The sequence below is a fragment of the uncultured Xylophilus sp. genome (genome assembly GCA_913776965.1).
In the GTDB taxonomy this organism is placed as follows: domain Bacteria; phylum Pseudomonadota; class Gammaproteobacteria; order Burkholderiales; family Burkholderiaceae_C; genus Xylophilus.
Genome location: CAJYQL010000105.1, coordinates 12439 through 30993, shown reverse-complemented (window position 1 = coordinate 30993; position 18555 = coordinate 12439). Strand labels below are relative to the sequence as shown.

General features: G+C 68.8%; 19 protein-coding genes. 10 read left to right on the top strand and 9 right to left on the bottom strand.

Going from position 1 to position 18555, the window contains the following annotated elements; genetic code table 11:
• Positions 1 to 171: 171 nt before the first annotated feature.
• Complete coding sequence (locus QZ500_RS14990; RefSeq protein WP_295856205.1) at positions 172 to 1407, bottom strand: MFS transporter; 1236 nt, start codon at positions 1405 to 1407, stop codon at positions 172 to 174.
• A 219-nt stretch (positions 1408 to 1626) separates the two neighbouring features.
• Between QZ500_RS14990 and QZ500_RS14985 the strand changes: the two genes are divergently transcribed.
• On the top strand, positions 1627 to 2820 hold the full coding sequence (locus QZ500_RS14985) for a hypothetical protein (protein WP_295856204.1): 1194 nt from the start codon (positions 1627 to 1629) through the stop codon (positions 2818 to 2820).
• Between the two features lie 21 nt (positions 2821 to 2841).
• Here the strand turns inward: QZ500_RS14985 and QZ500_RS14980 are convergent, their stop codons facing one another.
• From QZ500_RS14980 to QZ500_RS14970, 3 genes are all read right to left on the bottom strand, one after another.
• A complete protein-coding gene (locus tag QZ500_RS14980) occupies positions 2842 to 3684 on the bottom strand; it encodes an SDR family oxidoreductase (RefSeq protein WP_295856203.1) in 843 nt (280 codons plus the stop codon).
• 1 nt (position 3685) lies between these two features.
• Positions 3686 to 4687, bottom strand: coding sequence for a tripartite tricarboxylate transporter substrate binding protein (locus QZ500_RS14975; RefSeq protein WP_295856202.1), 1002 nt, complete (start codon positions 4685 to 4687; stop codon positions 3686 to 3688).
• A 106-nt stretch (positions 4688 to 4793) separates the two neighbouring features.
• A complete protein-coding gene (locus tag QZ500_RS14970; protein WP_295856201.1) occupies positions 4794 to 5636 on the bottom strand; it encodes an IclR family transcriptional regulator in 843 nt (280 codons plus the stop codon).
• A 208-nt stretch (positions 5637 to 5844) separates the two neighbouring features.
• Here QZ500_RS14970 and QZ500_RS14965 point away from each other — a divergent pair, with 208 nt between their 5' ends.
• From QZ500_RS14965 to QZ500_RS14930, 8 genes are read left to right on the top strand one after another with little or no spacing between them, the layout of a single operon-like run.
• Positions 5845 to 6738: an enoyl-CoA hydratase-related protein gene (locus tag QZ500_RS14965; protein ID WP_295856200.1), complete on the top strand. Its 894-nt coding sequence runs from the start codon at positions 5845 to 5847 to the stop codon at positions 6736 to 6738.
• The gene (locus QZ500_RS14960) at positions 6735 to 7640 is read left to right on the top strand and encodes an SDR family oxidoreductase (protein ID WP_295856199.1); all 906 of its coding nucleotides are present in this window, start codon (positions 6735 to 6737) and stop codon (positions 7638 to 7640) included. The genes QZ500_RS14965 and QZ500_RS14960 overlap by 4 nt, the downstream gene beginning before the upstream one ends.
• A gap of 14 nt (positions 7641 to 7654) precedes the next feature.
• Positions 7655 to 8323: a 3-oxoacid CoA-transferase subunit A gene (locus QZ500_RS14955; RefSeq protein WP_295856198.1), complete on the top strand. Its 669-nt coding sequence runs from the start codon at positions 7655 to 7657 to the stop codon at positions 8321 to 8323.
• Positions 8320 to 9018, top strand: a complete 699-nt coding sequence (locus QZ500_RS14950) for a 3-oxoacid CoA-transferase subunit B (protein ID WP_295856197.1) — start codon at positions 8320 to 8322, stop codon at positions 9016 to 9018. The genes QZ500_RS14955 and QZ500_RS14950 overlap by 4 nt, the downstream gene beginning before the upstream one ends.
• A gap of 4 nt (positions 9019 to 9022) precedes the next feature.
• Positions 9023 to 10015, top strand: coding sequence for a nitronate monooxygenase family protein (locus QZ500_RS14945; protein WP_295856196.1), 993 nt, complete (start codon positions 9023 to 9025; stop codon positions 10013 to 10015).
• A 29-nt stretch (positions 10016 to 10044) separates the two neighbouring features.
• Positions 10045 to 10530 (top strand): MaoC family dehydratase, encoded by a 486-nt coding sequence (locus QZ500_RS14940; RefSeq protein ID WP_295856195.1) that lies wholly within the window; start codon positions 10045 to 10047, stop codon positions 10528 to 10530.
• Positions 10530 to 10910 (top strand): OB-fold domain-containing protein, encoded by a 381-nt coding sequence (locus tag QZ500_RS14935; protein WP_295856194.1) that lies wholly within the window; start codon positions 10530 to 10532, stop codon positions 10908 to 10910. The genes QZ500_RS14940 and QZ500_RS14935 overlap by 1 nt, the downstream gene beginning before the upstream one ends.
• Positions 10907 to 12067, top strand: coding sequence for an acetyl-CoA acetyltransferase (locus QZ500_RS14930; protein ID WP_295856193.1), 1161 nt, complete (start codon positions 10907 to 10909; stop codon positions 12065 to 12067). The genes QZ500_RS14935 and QZ500_RS14930 overlap by 4 nt, the downstream gene beginning before the upstream one ends.
• A 13-nt stretch (positions 12068 to 12080) precedes the next feature.
• Here QZ500_RS14930 and urtE read toward each other — a convergent pair whose 3' ends face one another.
• The 5 genes from urtE to urtA all read right to left on the bottom strand — a co-directional run bounded on the left by urtE (position 12081) and on the right by urtA (position 18062).
• Positions 12081 to 12794: an urea ABC transporter ATP-binding subunit UrtE gene (urtE, locus tag QZ500_RS14925; protein WP_295856192.1), complete on the bottom strand. Its 714-nt coding sequence runs from the start codon at positions 12792 to 12794 to the stop codon at positions 12081 to 12083.
• Between the two features lie 194 nt (positions 12795 to 12988).
• The gene (gene urtD / locus QZ500_RS14920; protein ID WP_295856191.1) at positions 12989 to 13864 is read right to left on the bottom strand and encodes an urea ABC transporter ATP-binding protein UrtD; all 876 of its coding nucleotides are present in this window, start codon (positions 13862 to 13864) and stop codon (positions 12989 to 12991) included.
• Positions 13861 to 15075 carry an urea ABC transporter permease subunit UrtC gene (gene urtC, locus QZ500_RS14915; protein WP_295856190.1) on the bottom strand — a complete coding sequence of 405 codons (1215 nt, stop codon included), beginning with the start codon at positions 15073 to 15075 and terminating at the stop codon, positions 13861 to 13863. Before urtC ends, urtD begins: the two co-directional genes overlap by 4 nt.
• A 5-nt stretch (positions 15076 to 15080) precedes the next feature.
• Positions 15081 to 16664: an urea ABC transporter permease subunit UrtB gene (gene urtB / locus QZ500_RS14910; protein WP_295856189.1), complete on the bottom strand. Its 1584-nt coding sequence runs from the start codon at positions 16662 to 16664 to the stop codon at positions 15081 to 15083.
• Positions 16665 to 16781: 117 nt separating this feature from the next.
• The gene (urtA, locus tag QZ500_RS14905) at positions 16782 to 18062 is read right to left on the bottom strand and encodes an urea ABC transporter substrate-binding protein (RefSeq protein WP_295856188.1); all 1281 of its coding nucleotides are present in this window, start codon (positions 18060 to 18062) and stop codon (positions 16782 to 16784) included.
• Positions 18063 to 18296: 234 nt separating this feature from the next.
• On the opposite strand from urtA, the gene QZ500_RS14900 reads away from it, so the two are divergent.
• Positions 18297 to 18524: a hypothetical protein gene (locus QZ500_RS14900; protein WP_295856187.1), complete on the top strand. Its 228-nt coding sequence runs from the start codon at positions 18297 to 18299 to the stop codon at positions 18522 to 18524.
• Positions 18525 to 18555: the final 31 nt, after the last annotated feature.

Here is an 18555-nt window from a genome sequence, read left to right as displayed (position 1 = left end):
GGGATCGTCGGGATCTGCACGTCGGCGAAGAAGTCGGCGCCGATCGGCGATGCGATGGTGGTCGTGGACATATCCGGATTCCCTCCTGTGGTGGTGGCAATCGGTTGTAGCACTCTGTCACTACCGCTGTCCCCGGGGAATCCACCAGTCCTGGGCGGGCATGGCACACGGCTAGCTGTGCTGCCGACGCCCGCGCTGCTCCATGACCAGTGCCAGGGCAAACACGCCCAGGCCCCCCAGCGCCAGCACCACGCCCACCCAGCCGGTCGAGGTCCAGCCCAGGCCTGCGGCGATCGCGACGCCGCCCAGCCACGCGCCGAGCGCATTGGCCGCGTTGAACGCCGAATGGTTGAGGGCTGCGGCCAGCGTCTGCGTATCGCCGGCCACATCCATCAGCCGGATCTGCAGCGCGGGCCCGATCGCGACCACGGTGCCGATCAGGAACACCGCCACCGCGGCCGTCGCGACATGGTGGGCCGCGAACACGAAGCCGCCCAGCACCACCGCGGACCAGACCAGCAGTCCGCCGATCGTCGGCATCAGCGCACGGTCGGCCAGCCGTGATCCGATCAGGTTCCCGGCCACCATGCCGAGGCCGAACAGCGCGAGCACGAACGGCACGCCCGCCACCGGCAGTCCGGCCACCTCGGTCAGCGTGGGCTTGATGTAGCTGAAGACCGCGAACATCCCGCCGAAGCCGATGGCTCCGATGCCGAGCGTCAGCCAGACCTGGCCGCGCCGCAGCGCGCCGAGTTCGCGCCACGGGCTGGCACCGGCCGGCGCCGGCAGGTCGGGTAGCCAGCGCTGCACCATCACGGCGGCCACCACGGCCACGGCACCGACGAACACGAAAGCCGCACGCCAGCCGAACGCCTGGCCCAGCGCCGCTGCGATCGGCACCCCGACCAGCGTGGCGCTGGTGAGGCCGAGCATCACCAGCCCCACCGCCTGGGCCCGCCGCCCGGGCGGCGCCAGCGCTGCCGCGACCAGTGCCGCCACGCCGAAGTAGGTCCCGTGCGGCAGCCCGGTGACCAGCCGCAGCAGGTTGAGCGACCCATAACCCGGTGCGAGCGCCGACGCCAGGTTGCCGAGCGCGTAGAACGCCATTAGCGCCACCAGCAGCAGGCGCCGCGGCCAGCCCGCCGCCAGCACCGCGAGGACCGGGGCGCCGACCACGACGCCGAGCGCATAGGCGCTGATCACGTGGCCCGCCTGCGGGATCGAGACGGCGATGTCGCGCGCGACCTCGGGCAACAAGCCCATGATCACGAATTCGCCGGTACCGATGGAGAAGCCGCCGATGCCCAGCGCCAGCATCGCCCGCAGGAAGGTGCGACGCTCGGACAGCGTGTCCGAAGGCAGGGCATCGGTGGGAGGCGACAGGGTGTCGGCGGTGAGCGGTGTCATGGAGCGGAAAGAAGTGCAGAACCGTGGCGGCGAAGGTGATCGCATGCGCGAACGGTCGGTGAGGAAGCGACGGGGCCACCCTGTGCGGTGGCGCAAGCGCCGGGCGAAACCTACGGGTTAACCCGGACGGGGCACCTTAGCATGACGGCCCCCAACGTGCAGAGGGGCGTCCTGCACCCCGCTACCTGCCGGGGCTGCGCCCTGGCGCACACTCCTGGCATGGCAACCTTTCAGGCATTTCTCGACGAACCGCATCACCGCGCGGCATCCGCCCGCACCTCCGACGCCGGAGGCGAACCGGGGCCGCGGGTACTGACCGCCGTGGTCGTGCGCAGCACCGACCGGCCCGCCCTCGATGCGGCCCTCGCCGCGCACGGCTTACCCTCCCCGGATACCGATGCTGTGGACCTGGCCACCCGGCTGGCATGGCTGCAGATGCTGGAGACGCTCGACCTGACCGTCGTCGCCGCCGTCTTCGATGCCGACGCCACGGCGCGCGACGGCGGCCCGGTCGATCCGGCATCGCTCGACCGCTTCCTCCACGGGCTGCTGCACCGCGCGATGGTCCACCGGCATCCGGACGTGGACATCCGCCTGCCGTGGTCGGTCGACGACGGGCGTGCCGGCGGCTTCGCCGCGTGGCTCGAAGCGCACCATCCGGCCCGCGACCTGTTTTCCGAAGCGCGCATCGTGCCGGCGCAGCCCGCCGACGGGCCGCTGCTGGCCGTGGCGACCTTCCTGTCCGACACGCTCGCCGCCGCATTCGGCCCGCCCGGTCACGAGGAACTGCGGGCGGCCCTGCGGCAGTGGATGCAGGACGGCCGGCTCGGCATCGACCAGTGGCCGAGCCGTCTGGCGACCGGAACCGACGAGGGCGGTACTGCGCCTGCGGTCGATGCCGGCGACACCGCGGTGCGCGATCTGGCCCTTGCGATGGCCGAGCGTTTCATCGACACGCACCGAACGCTGTCGTCGGACGAACTGCTGCGCCAGCAGTCGCTGACCGTCGGCTACCTGCTGTTCCAGGCGAAGTTCGAAGCCGGGCGCCATGCCAGCGCGGCCGAACTGATCGGCTACCTGGGCACGCACGGCCACACGGTGTCGGACCACCAGCTGAAGTCCACCGTCATCGCGCCGCTGCGCGACCAGGACGTGCTGATCTCCAGCTCCAGCCGCGGCTACAAGATCCCGCAGAACCGGCAGGATTTCCTCAACTTCATGCGGCTGGTGGACGGCCAGACGCTGCCGCTGCTCGACCGCCTGCAGCGCGCCCGGCGCAGCCTGGCGCGCGCCGGGGTCGACCTGGATGCGCTGACCGACCAGCCGCGGTTCGCGCGGCTGAAGCGGGTGATGGAGGCGCTGGGCGAACCAGAGGCATCGCCACACTCCACCGCGCCCGACGAACAGCCATAGGCCACTGAAACGCCTCCCATCTCAGGTTGGTTGGTGCAGTTGCGTCACGTAGGACTTCACATGCGGACCGCCGTCGACCGTAAGTGCGGCGCCATTGACATACCAGGCACGGGGCGAGGCGATGAAGGCGATCACGTCGGCCACGTCGCGCGGGCGGGCCCAGCGCTGGCCGGGCGCCACCGCCTCGGCCTCCAGCGCCTGTCGGCGTTGCACCGCGGCCGCTCCCAGTGCTGCGCCGCGTGTCGCCGCAGCCTGCCGCTCCCACAGTTGAAAACGTTCTTCCGAGGCCACCACGCCCGGAACCACGCAGTTGACGCGGATGCCGTCGCCGGCGAGCTCCGTTGCCAGATCGATGGAAAAACGCACCTCCGCCGCCTTGGCCGGTCCGGTGCAGCTTGATCCGGGCGGAAAATTGCCGCGCAATGCGGTCCGGCCGGCGACGTTGACCACGCTCGCCCGCGACGAGGTCCGCAGCAGTGCGAGCGCGGCCTGTGTGACACGGAACTGGGCGAAGAAATTGATGTCCATGCCCCGCTGCAGCTCGTCGTCCGTTACTTCGGCGAAGCCCTTGTAGATCCCGGTGCCGGCGTTGTTGACCAGCACGTCGAGCCGGCCGTACTCCATTGCGATACGCGCCATCAGTGTCTCGATCGACGGTCGCTGCGTCACGTCGCATTCCAGCACCAGCGGGCGACTTCCGGTCTCCTCCGCGATCGCCTGCGCGGCCTCGGCCAGCTTGTCCGCCCTGCGGGCGCAAATCACCACCTTCGCTCCCTCGGCAGCGAAGGCGGCAGCGCTGGCGCGTCCGATACCCTCGCTGCCGCCGGTCACCAGCACCACTGCGCCTTCGAGTTGCAGGTCCATCTCAGGCTCCGACCTTGATGTTGAGCCGCTGGATGATCTCGCGAAATCGCACGATCTCCCGCTGGTAGAAGGCTTGCAGCTGCGCCGGTGTCATGTAGGTCGGTTCGGCGCCCTGCGGCGCCATCGCCTTCTGCACCTCCGGGTTGGCCAACACCGTGCGGGTCGCCTGATTCATGCGTTCGACCACTGCGGCAGGCGTGCCGGCCCGGGCGAAAAGCGCATACCACTGGGCGAACTCCATATCGGCGAAACCGGCTTCGCCGAGTGTCGGCACGTCCGGCAGCGAGCCGACCCGCCGGGGATGCGCCACCGCGATGATCCGGATCTTCCCGCCCTGCGCCTGCGAGGCAGCCGAAGCGATACCGACGAAGGCAAGCCCTACCTGCCCTCCCATCGCATCCGCCACCGCCGGCGCGTCACCCTTGTAGGGCACATGGACCATGTCGATCCCGGCCGCGGCCTTCAGCGCTTCGCCGCAAAGGTGGCCGGTCCCGCCGACGCCGCTGCTGCCAAACGCCAGCTTGCCCGGATGGGCGCGTGCATAGGCCCGCAGGTCGGCCACGCTTCCGATGTTCAATCCGCTGTGGACGACCGCGACGATCGGCACCGAGCCGACCATGCCGACCGGAGCGAAGTCCTTGTCGGCGCTGAACGGCTGGTTTGGATACAGCGTGGGATTGGTGCCGTGGGTCGCGCTGTTGCCCATCAGCAGGGTGTAGCCGTCCGGTAGTGCCTTGGCGACCACGCCGGCGCCCACGTTGCCGTTGGCGCCGGCCCGGTTGTCCACCACGATCGTGCCCTTGAGTACCTCGCCCATGCGCTGCGCTATGAGCCGCGCGAGGAAGTCGTTGGTGCCACCAGCGGCGTAGGGCGAGATCAGCGTGACGGTGCGCGCGGGAAACGGCGGATCGGCCGCACGGACCCAGGCAGGTGCGAGGACACCGGCCGCAGCGGCGGTAGCGAAAAGCCGGCGGCGCAGGCTGTACGGTGGAAGGAAAGTCATGGCAGTCTCCTGTGAGCGGGTCGCACGCCGCGGACAGCGGCGCCAGCAAAAAAGTCTAGGGACTGCAATGCGGCAGGCGGACGCCGCACGTGCGATTGGCGTCCACTTACTGGACTTGGAAGGGCTGGGCCGGCGGAGGTGGCGCGCAACCGACTTCCCGCGCCAGATCGATCTCGATCGCGCGTACCGAATCCGCCATCACCGGCAGCAGGTCGGCAGTACGCCGGCCATCGAGACGCTCGGCCGGCCCAGTCCAGCTGATCGCCGCCGCGGCATGTCCGTCGGGATAGCGCATCGCCATGCCGAGCGAGAAGGCGGTCGGGGATTCCAGAACTTGAATGAACGAATAGCCGCGCTGCCGGGTACGGGCGATGTCTCGCAACAGGGCGCTTTCGGAATAGCGCGGGTTCTTGCGCAAGGTGCGCTCGGCATTGGCCCGGCACAGCCGCTCGATTTCCTCGTCGTCCAAGGTGGCCATCAGGGCGATGCCGCCGGCGCCGACGTTCAGCGGGCGGTGCCGGCCCACGTCGTGCACCAACAGCCGCAACGAATGCACGCCGGCCGTGCGGCCGACGCAGACACTGTCGAGGCCCGACCGCACCGTCAGGTACAGCGTGTCGCCGGTAGCCTGCGCGAGCCGCTTCATGTGGGGCCAGCAGATGTCACGCAGCGACAGCGGCGGCGCGGCTGCCAGGCCCATTTCGTAAACCAGTGCGCCCAGGTGGTAACGACGGGTCTCGACATCCTGCCGGACCAGCCGCTCGGCGATCAGTCCCTGCAGGATGCGGTGCGCTGTCGGACGCTCCAGTCCGGCCTTCCGGTAGAGCTCCACCAGCCGTATGCCGATGCGGTTGTGGGCAGTGATCAGCCGCAACAGCTGCGCGGCGCGTTGGATGGTCTGGGTACCGGCCGCACTGGCTGGCGAACGGGCTGCGGCAAGCTCAGGCATGGCGTGGTCCGGGCGGCGAGAACACCATCCTGCCCGAGATCGCCCACCGCGGGCACCGGAATGACCCGAAGCACCGGAAAGTTCTCGCTATGTGGACGTTTTCTAGTCCCCGACGCTGCTGCACGACCCTCCCCGTACTCTCGCTATGCGGACTTCCGGATCAGGCTACCAAGGCCTCTGCAGACCCATGCGGTCCTAGCATCGATGCATGTCCCAAGCATGTTCCCCGCCAGTTCCTGGAGATGCCGCCACCGACCTGCCGCCGGTGCTGCACGACCTGCAAGACGGCGTGTTGGTGCTGACGCTCAACCGTCCGGACCGGCACAACGCCCTCTCGCCTGCGATGTACGACGACCTGCTCGCGGTGCTGGAGTCCGTCGCCACAGACCCGGCTGTTGGTGCCGTGGTGCTCACCGGCGCCGGAGGCGCGTTCTGTGCGGGCGGCGATGTGCAGCGCATGGACCGCGCCGCTGCCGCAACGCCGCTGAATTTCGAGCAGAAGGTCGCGCGCCTGCGCCACCGCACCCGCATCGTCGAACTGCTGCACACCATGGACAAGCCCACGATCGCCATGGTGCGCGGCGCCGCGGTCGGCGCAGGTCTTTCCCTCGCCCTCGCCTGCGATCTGCGCTACGGCGACGCCACCGTGCGCATGCGCACCGGCTTCCTGCAGATCGCGAGCGCGGGCGACTTCGGTGGTCACTACTTCCTGCCACGGATCGTCGGGCCGGCCCGGGCGCGTCGGCTCTACCTCACGTCGCCGATGCTCGACGCGCCGGCCTGCGCGGACCTCGGCTTGCTCGACCTGCTGTGCGACGACGCTTCGCAGCTCGAGGCCGAAACTCTCGCCGTAGCCCGTGCCTGGGCGGACGGTCCCCGTACCGCCCTCGCGTACCTCAAGCGCAACCTGCTGCAGGGCGAGGGCCCCGCTCCTCTCGCCGACGTGCTGGCGGCCGAAGCCTGGCGCCACGTGCGCTGCACCGAGACCGACGACCACCGCGAAGCGGTCCGTGCCTATGCCGAGCGGCGGCCTGCCCGCTTCGGTGCAAGTCGTGCGCCCGAATCCCTTGCCAACCCGAACCCGGAGACACCCCTTCCATGAACGACATCCCGATCTGCGACGGCCGCGTGGCCATCGTCACCGGTGCGGCCGGCGGCATAGGCCGCGAATATGCGCTGATGCTCGCTGCCGAAGGCGCGCGCGTCGTGGTCAATGACATCGGCGCCGCGCGCGACGGCACCGGACGCGACCACTCGGCGGCCGAAGCGGTGGTCGACGAGATCCGCACGGCCGGCGGCACCGCCGTCGCCAACGCGGACGACATCGGCGACTGGGCCGGCGCGGAGCGGCTGATCCGCTCGACAGTCGATGCCTTCGGCCGGCTCGACGTGCTGGTCAACAACGCAGGCATCCTGCGCGACCGGACCATCGCCAACATGACCGAGGACGAATGGGACGCAGTGATCCAGGTGCACCTGAAGGGCACCTTCGCGCCGGTGCACCATGCGGCCGTCTACTGGCGCGAACGCCACCGCAAGGAGGGCGCACCGGTGGACGCGCGGATCATCAACACCTCATCCTCGTCGGGCCTGTGGGGCAACATCGGCCAGGCCAACTACGGCGCAGCCAAGGCCGGCATTGCGGCGCTGACCATCATCGGCGCGCGCGAGCTGGGCCGCTACGGCGTGACGGTCAACGCGATCAGCCCGCATGCCCAGACACGCATGACCGAAGGATTGCGCGAACGCACGCCCGAGGAGATCGCGCAGCGCCATCCGCGCTGGATCGCGCCGGTCGTGACCTGGCTCGCCAGCCGGGAAAGCGCCGGTGTTACCGGCCGCGTGTTCGAGGTCGGCGGCGGCCACCTGTCGGTGCTGGAAGGCTGGCACCGTGGACCCGAAGCCGAGCCGATCGATGATGTCCACCGAATCGGTCCGGTCCTGCAGGACTTGGCACGACGCGCCCGCCGCAATGCCGACATGCGTGGCCGGGACCTCGACTGAGGGGAACACGCACGATGATCGACAAACAGGTCAGAAGCATCGCCGAGGCGGTGCAGGGCATCCGCGACGGCGCAGTACTGCTGGTCGGCGGCTTCGGCACCTCGGGCCGGCCGGAGGCGCTGGTGCGCGGCGTACTGGAGCTGGGCGTGCGCGATCTCACCATCGTCGCCAACAACGCGACCGCCGGCAACGACAGCGTGGCCGAACTGATGCAGGCCGGACGGGTGCGCAAGGTGATGTGTTCGTTCCCCCGCGGTCTGCAAGGCCACACCATCTTCGAAGAGCTTTACCGCGCCGGTCGCATCGAGCTGGAACTAGTGCCGCAGGGCACGCTGGCCGAACGGCTGCGCGCCGGCGCGGCCGGCATCGGCGGATTCTTTACCCGCACCGCTGCCGGTACGGCGCTGGCCGCCGGAAAGGAGACCCGCACGATCCGCGGTCAGGAGTACGTACTGGAGGAACCGATCGTCGGCGACGTGGCGCTGATCAAGGCGCGCCAGGGCGACCGCTGGGGCAACCTGGTCTACCACCGCGGTGCACGCATCAACAACCCGGTGATGGCCGGCGCCGCGCCGCTGTGCATCGCCCAGGTCGGTGAGGTGGTGCCGCTCGGCAATCTCGATCCGGAACACATCGTCACGCCCGCCGTTTTCGTCGACCGGCTGGTGGAGGTATCCGCATGAACCACATCCCCCTCACCCGCCAGCAGATGGCGCGGGTCGTCGCGCACGACATTCCCGAGGGCCGCTGCGTGAACCTCGGCATCGGGCTGCCGACGCTGATCGCCGACCAGATCCCCGCAGGCCGCGAAGTGCTGCTGCACAGCGAGCAGGGGCTGCTCGGTCTCGGGCCTCAACCGGCACCGGGCGACGAGGACCCGGACGTGCTCAATGCCGGCAAGCAGTTCGTCACTTTGCTGCCGGGAGCCTCGGTGTTCAGCCACAGCGACTCCTTTCTGATGATCCGCGGGGGCCACATCGAACTGGCCTGCCTTGGCGCCTTCCAGGTGGCGGCCAACGGCGACATGGCCAACTGGAGCACCGGCGCGGGCGACGGCATCCCGGGCGTGGGCGGTGCGATGGACCTGGCCGCCGGCGCGGCGAAGGTCTGGGTGCTGATGGAGCACACGCAGAAGGACGGCGCGCCGCGCATCCTGGAGCGCTGTACATATCCGCTCACCGCGGCGGGCTGCGTGGACCGGATCTACACCAACCTCGCGGTGATCCTCGTGACCCCCTCAGGGCTGGTGGTGCAGCGGATGGTGGCAGGCATGGACCTGCCGTCACTGCAGGCCGTCACCGGCGCGCCCCTCGCGCTGGCCGCGCACTGCGGTCTCTATGCGCCCGATGCGCCGGCTTTCCTGCTGGGAGAGGACTGACCGCATGGAAACCGCCATCACCCGCATGCTCGGCATCGAGCACCCGATCGTCCAGGGCGGCATGCAGTGGGTCTCGCGCGCGCCGCTGGTGGCCGCCGTGTCCAATGCCGGCGCACTGGGCGTGCTGACCGCCCTGACCCAGCCCACGCCGGAAGAACTGCTGCGCGAGATCGGCCGGGTGCGCGACCTGACCGACCGGCCGTTCGCGGTCAACCTGACCTTCCTGCCCACGCTCAAGCCGATACCCTACGACGCCTACCGCGACGCGGTGATCGCCGCCGGCGTGCGTATCGTGGAAACCGCCGGCAACAACCCGGTAGCGCACATGCCAGCGCTCAAGGCGGCCGGTATCACGGTCATCCACAAGTGCACCACCGTGCGCCACGCCCTGAAGGCAGAGCAGATCGGGGTGGACCTCCTGTCGATCGACGGCTTCGAGTGCGCCGGCCACGTCGGCGAGGAGGACGTGCCGGGATTGATCTTGATCCCGGCCGCGGTGGCGCGGCTGAAGGTGCCGGTGATCGCATCCGGCGGCTTTGGAACCGGCCACGGCCTGGTGGCAGCACTGGCACTCGGTGCCGAGGGCATCAACATGGGCACCCGCTTCATGTGCACGGAGGAATCGCCGGTGCATGTCAATGTCAAGCGCGCCATCGTCGCCCACGACGAGACCGATACCGCGGTGATCCTGCGCAGCCTGCGCAACAGCAGCCGAGTGGCGCGCAACGCGGTCGCCGAAGAGGTGATCGCGATGGAACGCGCCGGGATGACGATCGCAGAAATCGGCCCGAAGGTCGCCGGCGCGAAAGGCCGCAAGGTCTACGAGGACGGTGACGTCGAGGAAGGCATCTGGACCGCGGGCCTGGTCCAGGCTCTGATCGACGACATCCCCACCTGCGCCGCGCTCGTCGCGCGGATCGTGTCCGAGGCGCAGGACCTCATCGCGGGACGGCTCGCGCGCCTGGCCCGCACGTCCGCCAAAGCACTGCCGGCCTGACGGCCCAATGCCCTTAAAGGAGATAGAACATGACGATTCAACGCAAGGAAGTGGAGACCATCGACGATCTGCCGGCACTGGTCGGCCAGCCGCTCGGCACCAGCGGCTGGATCACGATCGGCCAGTCGATGATCGACGACTTCGCTCGAATCTCGGGCGACCACAACTGGATCCATGTGGACGTCGAGCGAGCGCGCCGGGAATTGCCCGAGGGTCGCACCATCGTCCACGGCATGCTGACACTGTCGCTCGTCGCACAACTCGGCTCGGAAGTGTTCGGCGTGCGGCAGCGCGACCGCGGCATCAACTACGGCTCGAACAAGGTCCGCTTCATCACGCCGGTGCTCTGCGGTGCCCGCATACGGCTGCACCGCACGCTCGCGGCGGTCGATCCGATGGACGGTGGCCGGGCGGCGCGGGTGACCTTCGACAACACGGTCGAGATCGATGGCGAGGCCCGGCCGGCGATGGTGGCGGAAACCATCACGGTGATCTACGGAAAGCGGGCCGCCTGATGGCAGATGCGCCTTACACCGTCTACCAGCGCCACCTGCAGCGCGGCGAGTTGGCCTACCAATTCAGCCCGCGGGGACAGCGACCGGTCTTCTATCCGCGTGCCGTCTCGCCGTACGACGTCGACGAAACCCTCGAATGGCGCATCAGCCAGGGGCGTGGCACCGTCTACAGCAGCACCGCCATCGCCCGGCGCGACGGCAGCGAATACAACGTCGCGCTGATCGACCTGGACGAGGGCTTCCGCCTGATGAGCCGCGTCGAGGGGCTTCCACCGCACGACGTGCCGATCGGGCTGCGGGTACAGTTCCGCGCCCATCCGGCCGGGGATACCGAAGAGGATCCCTATCCGGTGTTCTACCCCGAAGGAGTGCAGCCATGAGCCGTACTGCGCACCGCGGCAGCGTCGCGATCGTCGGCGTGGCCGAATCCGACCTGGGTGCTGTCGGCGAGGACTGGACTCCCCTGGACCTGATGGCGCAGGGCGTGCAGCGCGCGTTGCAGGACGCAGGCCTGCCGCTCTCGGCAGTGGACGGGTTGTTCTGCGCCACCACGCAGAGCCGCCTGGCGGGCCTGGCGCTGGCCGAATACCTGCAGCGGCCGGACGCCTATATCGATTCCACCTCAACCGGCGGTTCATCCTTCCTAGGCCACCTGGTCAAGGCCCAGGCGGCGATCGAGGCCGGCGTCTGCTCGGTGGCGGTCGTCGCCTACGGCAGCACGCAACGCTCGTCCGGCGGTCGCAAGAACAGCGCTGCGCCGGAGCGCCATCCGTATGAATCGCCGCTCCGTCCCTTCAACCCGCCAACCGCCTATGCCCTGGCGGCGGCACGGCACATGCACGAGTTCGGCACCACCCGCGCGCAGCTCGCCGCGGTAGCCGTGGCCGCGCGCCAATGGGCGCTGCGCAATCCAGCGGCATGGGAAAAGCAGCCGTTGACAGTCGAGGAGGTGCTGGCGTCGAAAATGGTCAGTCATCCGCTGACGGTGCGCGACTGCTGCCTCGTCACCGACGGGGGAGGCGCGCTGGTGGTCGTCTCGGCCGAGCGGGCGCAGTCGCTGCGGCGCCCGCCGGTCTTCCTGCTCGGGGCGGGACACCACACCACCCACCAGAGCATTTCCTCGATGCCCGACTTGGTGCGCACAGGGGCCATCGTCTCCGGTGCGAAAGCCTTCGGCGCGTCCGGCTTGCGGCCCCAGGACGTGGATGTGGCGATGCTCTACGACGCGTTCACCATCAACACCATCCTATTCCTAGAAGACTTGGGCTTCTGTGCCAAGGGCGAGGGTGGCGCCTTCGTCGAGGGCGGCCGAATCGCGCCGGGCGGGGTGCTGCCGGTCAACACCAACGGCGGCGGGCTGTCGTACTGCCACCCGGGTATGTACGGCCTGATGCTCACCGTCGAGGCGGTGCGCCAGCTGCGCGGCGACTGCGGCGAACGGCAGGTGCCCGGCGCCGAAGTGGCGGTGGCGCACGGCAACGGCGGCGTGCTGTCGTCGCAGGCGACGGTGCTGCTGGGCACCGAAGCCACACTCTGATCCGGGCCGCCCTTTAGATCGCCACCAGCTGCCGCACGCCCTTCTCCTGCATCTCGCTTCCCGGCCCGCGCGCCACCACCTCGCCGCGCTCCATCACCAGATAGGCATCGGCCAATTCCTCGGCGAAGTCGTAGTACTGCTCGACCAGCAGCACTGCCATCGGGCCGTGGCCGACGCCTTCCACGCCGGTATCGGCCAGACGACGGATCACCCGGCCGATGTCCTTGATGATGTTCGGCTGGATGCCCTCGGTCGGCTCGTCGAGGACCAGCAGCCGCGGGCCTGCGGCCAGCGCCCGGGCGATGGCGAGCTGCTGCTGCTGCCCGCCCGACAGGTCGCCGCCGCGGCGGTGCAGCATCTGCTTCAGCACCGGGAACAGTTCGTAGAGCTGCGACGGTATCGGCGTGGAGGCGCTGCGGTAGGCCAGGCCCATGCGCAGGTTCTCCTCGACGGTCAGGCGCGCGAAGATCTCGCGGCCTTGCGGCACGAAGCCGATGCCGGCGCGTGCGCGCTCGTAGGGCGTCATGCGCTGGATCTCGCGGCCTTCGAAGGCGATGGAGCCGCTGCGGATCGGCACCAGGCCCATCAGCGACTTGAGCAGCGTGGTCTTGCCCACGCCGTTGCGACCGAGCAGCACCGTGACCTTCCCCGGCTCGGCGGTGAAACTCACGTCGCGCAGGATGTGCGAGCCGCCGTAGTACTGGTGGACGTTCTGGACCTGAAGCATGACACCTACCCCTTTCGTGACGTTTTAGCCCGCCAGCGCCCGCCCAGCAAGCGCAACCAGCTACAGAATCGATAGCACCACCACTTCCCCCATTCAGGCGGGCCGCAGTGGATCCGGCTCCGCCGGTCCACCCGCGGCGCCCCCTTGCGAAGCGAAGGGGGAAGGCGGAGCGCCGCAGGCGCGCAGCCTGGGGGTTACCTTCCGAGGTAAACCTCGATGACCCGCTCGTCCGCCTGCACCTGGTCGAGCGTGCCCTGCGCCAGCACCGAGCCGTCGCACAGCACCGTCACGATGTCGGAGATCGCGCGGATGAACGACATGTCGTGCTCGACCACCATCAGCGAGTGCTTGCCCTTCAGGCTCAGGAACAGCTCGGCGGTGCGGGCGGTTTCCTCGTCGGTCATGCCGGCCACCGGCTCGTCGAGCAGCAGCAGCTTCGGGTCCTGCATCAGCAGCATGCCGATCTCCAGCCACTGCTTCTGGCCGTGGCTCAGGTCGCCGGCGCGGCGCGCGGCGGCGCTGGGCAGGTGGATCGTGTGCAGCACCTCGGCGAGCCGGTCCTTCTGCGCCGAATCGGGCTTGAAGAACATCGACGCCTGCACACCCTTGTGCGTCTTCAGCGCGAGCTCCAGGTTCTCGTACACCGTCAGCTGCTCGAACACGGTGGGCTTCTGGAACTTGCGGCCGATGCCGAGCTGCGCGATCTCCGCTTCGCGATGCCGCAGCAGGTCGATCGTGCTGCCGAAGAACACGGTGCCGCTGTCGGGCCGGGTCTTGCCGGTGATGATGTCCATCATCGTGGTCTTGCCGGCGCCGTTGGGTCCGATGATGCAGCGCAGCTCGCCCGGCGCAATGTCGAGCGACAGGTTGTTGATCGCCTTGAAGCCGTCGAAGCTGACGCTCACGTCCTCCAGGTACAGGATGCGGCCGTGCGCCACATCCACCTCGCCGGCCTGCGCGATGCGGCCGAAGCCGGCGGCGCGTCCACCCGATTCGGTGTTGCCGGTGGCGGCGGGTAGGCCGCGCTGCGCGAGGCGCTGGGCGCCCTGCTCCATCAGGTCGGGGGTCATCGTGCACCTCCGGTCGCAGGGGCCAGCGGGGCGGTCGGCGCGGCGCCATCCTCACGGTCCGCGCTTGCACGCGCCGCCGCGGCAGGGGTCGGCACAGCGGCCTTGCGCCGCGCCAGCCGGCGCCACAGGCCGACCACGCCGTCGGGCAGGAACAGCGTGACCGCGATGAACAGCCCGCCCAGGCAGTACAGCCAGAATTCCGGCGCCACCACGGTGAGCCAGCTCTTCATGCCGTTGACCAGGAAGGCGCCGAGGATCGGCCCCACCAGCGTCGCCCGGCCGCCGACCGCGGCCCACACGGCCATCTCGATCGAGGCGGCGGTGCTCATCTCGCTCGGATTGATGATGCCGACCTGCGGCACGTAGAGCGCACCGGCCACGCCGCACATCACCGCCGAGATCACCCAGATCGTCAGCTTGTAGGGCAGCGGGTTGTAGCCCGAGAACATGACCCGCGTTTCCGCGTCGCGGATCGCCTGCAGTACCCGGCCGAACTTGCTGCCGACCAGCCATTTGGCGAACAGGAAGAAGCCGAGCAGCGTGCAGCCGGTGATCACGAACAGCGTCATGCGCATGCCGGGCGTGGCGATCGGCATGCCGAGGATGCGCTTGAAATCGGTGAAGCCGTTGTTGCCGCCGAAGCCGGTCTCGTTGCGGAAGAAGAGCAGCATCGCAGCGAAGGTCATCGCCTGCGTGATGATCGAGAAGTAGACGCCCTTGATCCGCGAGCGGAAGGCGAAGTAGCCGAACACGAAGGCCACCACGCCCGGCGCCAGCACCACCAGCGCGAGCGTCGCGACGAAGCTGTCCGACAGCGCCCAGTGCCAGGGCAGTTCCTTCCAGTCGAGGAACACCATGAAGTCGGGCAGGTCGCTCTTGTAGTTGCCGTCGCGGCCGATCTGGCGCATCAGGTACATGCCCATCGCATAGCCGCCGAGCGCGAAGAACACGCCGTGGCCGAGCGACAGGATGCCGGTGTAGCCCCAGATCAGGTCCATCGCCAGCGCGACGATGGCGTAGCACATGATCTTGCCGACCAGCGCCACGCCGTAGTCGCTCAGGTGGAAGGCGCTGCCCGCCGGCACCGCGAGGTTGAGCACCGGCGCCAGCGCGCAGACCGCGATCAGCGCGACCAGAAAACCGCTCCAGCCCTTGCGACTGAGCAGCGGCGCCTGCGGCGGGAGGATCGAGTGGGAATTCGTCGTCGTCATGTCGTTCATGCCTCGGCGCTGCGGCCCTTCATCGCGAAGATGCCCTGCGGCCGCTTCTGGATGAAGACGATGATGAAGACCAGCACGAAGATCTTCGCGAGCACCGCGCCGGTCCAGCCTTCCAGGAACTTGTTGAGCACGCCCAGGCCGAGCGCGGCATACACGGTGCCGGCCAGCTGGCCGACGCCGCCGAGCACCACCACCATGAAGGCATCGACGATGTAGCCCTGGCCCAGGTCGGGACCGACGTTGCCGACCTGACTCAGCGCGCAGCCCGCCAGGCCCGCGATGCCGGAGCCGAGCGCGAAGGCGTAGGTGTCGATGCGGGCGGTGTTCACGCCCATGCAGGAGGCGATCGGCCGGTTCTGCGTCACGCCGCGCACGAAGAGGCCGAGCCGGGTCCGGCCGATCAGCCAGGCCATGCCGCCGAGCACCGCGAGCGCGAAGCCGACGATGACCACGCGGTTCCACGGCAGCTGCAGGTTCTCCATCAGCTGCACGCCGCCGCTCATCCACGACGGGTTCTCCACGCCGACGTTCTGCGCGCCGAACACCGAGCGCACCAGCTGCATCAGCACCAGGCTGATGCCCCACGTGGCCAGCAGCGTCTCGAGCGGCCGGCCGTAGAGGAAGCGGATCACGCTGCGCTCCAGGATCGCGCCCATCAGTGCCGATGCGGCGAACGCCACCGGCAGCGCGGCGACCAGGTACCAGTCGAAGGCGGCGGGCAGGTACTTCTGGAACAGGCCCTGCACCACATAGGTGGCGTAGGCGCCGATCATCATCAGCTCGCCGTGGGCCATGTTGATCACGCCCATCAGCCCGTAGGTGATCGCGAGGCCGAGCGCCACCAGCAGCAGGATCGAGCCCAGACTGATGCCCGAGAACAGCGCGCCGAGCTTGTCGCCCCACTGCAGCCGGTCCTCGACCGCCTTGAGCGCGGTGGCGATCGCGGTCTTGACCTGCGGATCGGTCTCGTTGCGCAGCTGCTCCAGCAGCACGGTACGGGTGGCGGGATTGCCGCTCGCGGCCAGCGCACGGGCCGCCTCTAGCCGGCGCGCCGCGTCGGCGCTGCCGAGCAGCATGCGGGCGCGGATGCCTTCGAGCCGGGCCTTCAGGCCGGCGTCCTGTTCGGCGGCCAGCGCCTTCTCGATCAGCGGCAGCCGGGCTTCGCCGGTTTCCTCGCGCAGCGCGTCGATCGCCTTCGCACGCTCGCCGGCATCCGGAGACAGCAGCTGCAGCGAGGCCAGCGCGGCATCGAACTCGCCGCGCATCCGGTTGTTGTTGACGATGTCCTCCGCATCGTCGGGCAGCGTGGCGGGTGCGCCGGTCGCGGCATCGGTGGCCTTGTCGCCCTGCACGACGAACACCTTGCCGCCAGCGATCTTCACCGCGTCGTCGGCCATCGCCCGCACGAAGGCGACGGTGCGCTCGTCCGGAGCGGCGGTGGCCTTCTGCAGCGCGGCGATGCGGTCGTCGGTATCGCCGCTCGCCATCGCGAGCGCCGCGTCGGGGGTGAGCGCATGCGCCTGCCCAGCCGCGATCAGCAGCAGGCAGGCAAGAGCGCGGCGAAAGATGGAAGTAGACATGGGAAGCGACATTTCCAGTTCAGGAACGCCGCGGATCCGGCTCCGCCGGTCCGCTGGCGTTGCCCCCTTCTCCGCAGGGAAGGGGGAAGGCGAAGCACGCAGTGCGCAGCCTGGGGGTTACAGCTTGCTCTTCCCGTCCGGCTCGTCCTTCTTCTTGTCGTTGCCTTCGATGAAGGGCGACCACGGCTGGGCCTTGATCGGGCCGGGCGTCTTCCACACCACGTTGAACTGGCCGTCGGCCTTGATCTCGCCGATGAACACGCTCTTGTGCAGGTGGTGGTTCTTCTCGTCCATCTTGGAGACGATGCCCGACGGTGCCTTGAAGGTCTGGCCGGCCATGGCCGCGATCACCTTGTCGGTGTCGGTGGACTTGGCCTTCTCGACCGCCTGCTTCCACATGTTGATGCCGATGTAGGTGGCTTCCATCGGGTCGTTGGTCAGCGGCTTGTCCTTGTGGCCGGGGATGTTCTTGGCCTTGGCATAGTCGCTCCACTTCTTGATGAACGCGGTGTTCTCCGGGTTCTTGAGCGACATGAAGTAGTTCCAGGCAGCCAGGTGGCCGACCAGCGGCTTGGTGTCCACGCCGCGCAGTTCTTCCTCGCCGACCGAGAAGGCGACGACCGGCACGTCCTTGGCCTTCAGGCCGGCGTTGCCGAGCTCCTTGTAGAACGGCACGTTGGAGTCGCCGTTGATGGTCGAGACCACCGCGGTCTTGCCGCCCTGGCTGAACTTCTTGATGTCGGCAACGATGGTCTGGTAGTCGCTGTGGCCGAACGGGGTGTACTTCTCGTCGATGTCCGAATCCTTCACGCCCTTGCTCTTCAGGTAGGCGCGCAGGATCTTGTTGGTGGTACGCGGATAAACGTAGTCGGTGCCCAGCAGCACCCAGCGCTTGGCGCCGCCGCCGTCCTTGCTCATCAGGTAGTCCACCGCGGGGATCGCCTGCTGGTTGGGTGCGGCGCCGGTATAGAACACGTTCTTCGACAGTTCCTCGCCTTCGTACTGCACCGGGTAGAACAGCAGGCCGTTCATCTCCTCGACCACCGGCAGCACCGACTTGCGGCTGACTGAGGTCCAGCAGCCGAAGATCACCGAGACCTTGTCCTGGCCGAGCAGCTGCTTGGTCTTCTCGGCGAACAGCGGCCAGTTGGAGGCCGGGTCCACGATGACCGGCTCGAGCTTCTTGCCGAGCACGCCGCCTTTGGCGTTGATCTCGTCGATCGCCATCAGCACCGTGTCCTTCAGGACGGTTTCGGAAATCGCCATCGTGCCCGACAGGCTGTGCAGCACGCCGACCTTGATCGTGTTGCCCGACTGGGCGTGGGCGGGCAGCGTGGCGACGATGCCGGCCAGGGCGGCGGCGGCAGACAGGGCCTTCAGGGTGAATCGACGTTGCATGGCATCTCTCCAGGGGGTAGGGAATCGCTCGCCGCTCCGGCTCTCCGGCGGAGGGCCCGGTGTGCGGCGATGGAGGGATGCTAGGCAGGGGGGCGCGGCGCCGGAATACGCCGGGTGGCGTACGGGCGGCCGGCGATGCGGGGATGCAGCCTACGGCGACATGGGGCGGAAACCGGCCTGTGGCGTCGCGTCGGCCCTGCATGCTGCTGCTGTCTTCCACTCTCCGGAGCCCCCATGCGAACCCTGAGAACCACCTCGATCGTCGCGGCCCTGGCCGGCGCCGCGCTTTTGGCCGGCTGCGTCGCCGCCCCGCCCTACTACGACCGTCCACCGCCGCCGCGCGGAGCCAAGGGCGGCGACCGGGACCGCGACGGCATACCGAACCGGATGGACCGCGACCGGGACGGCGACGGCGTGCCCAACCGGTACGACTCCCGACCGAACGATCCGCGCTACCGCTGAACCGGCACTGCCGGTTTCAAGAAAAAAAGGG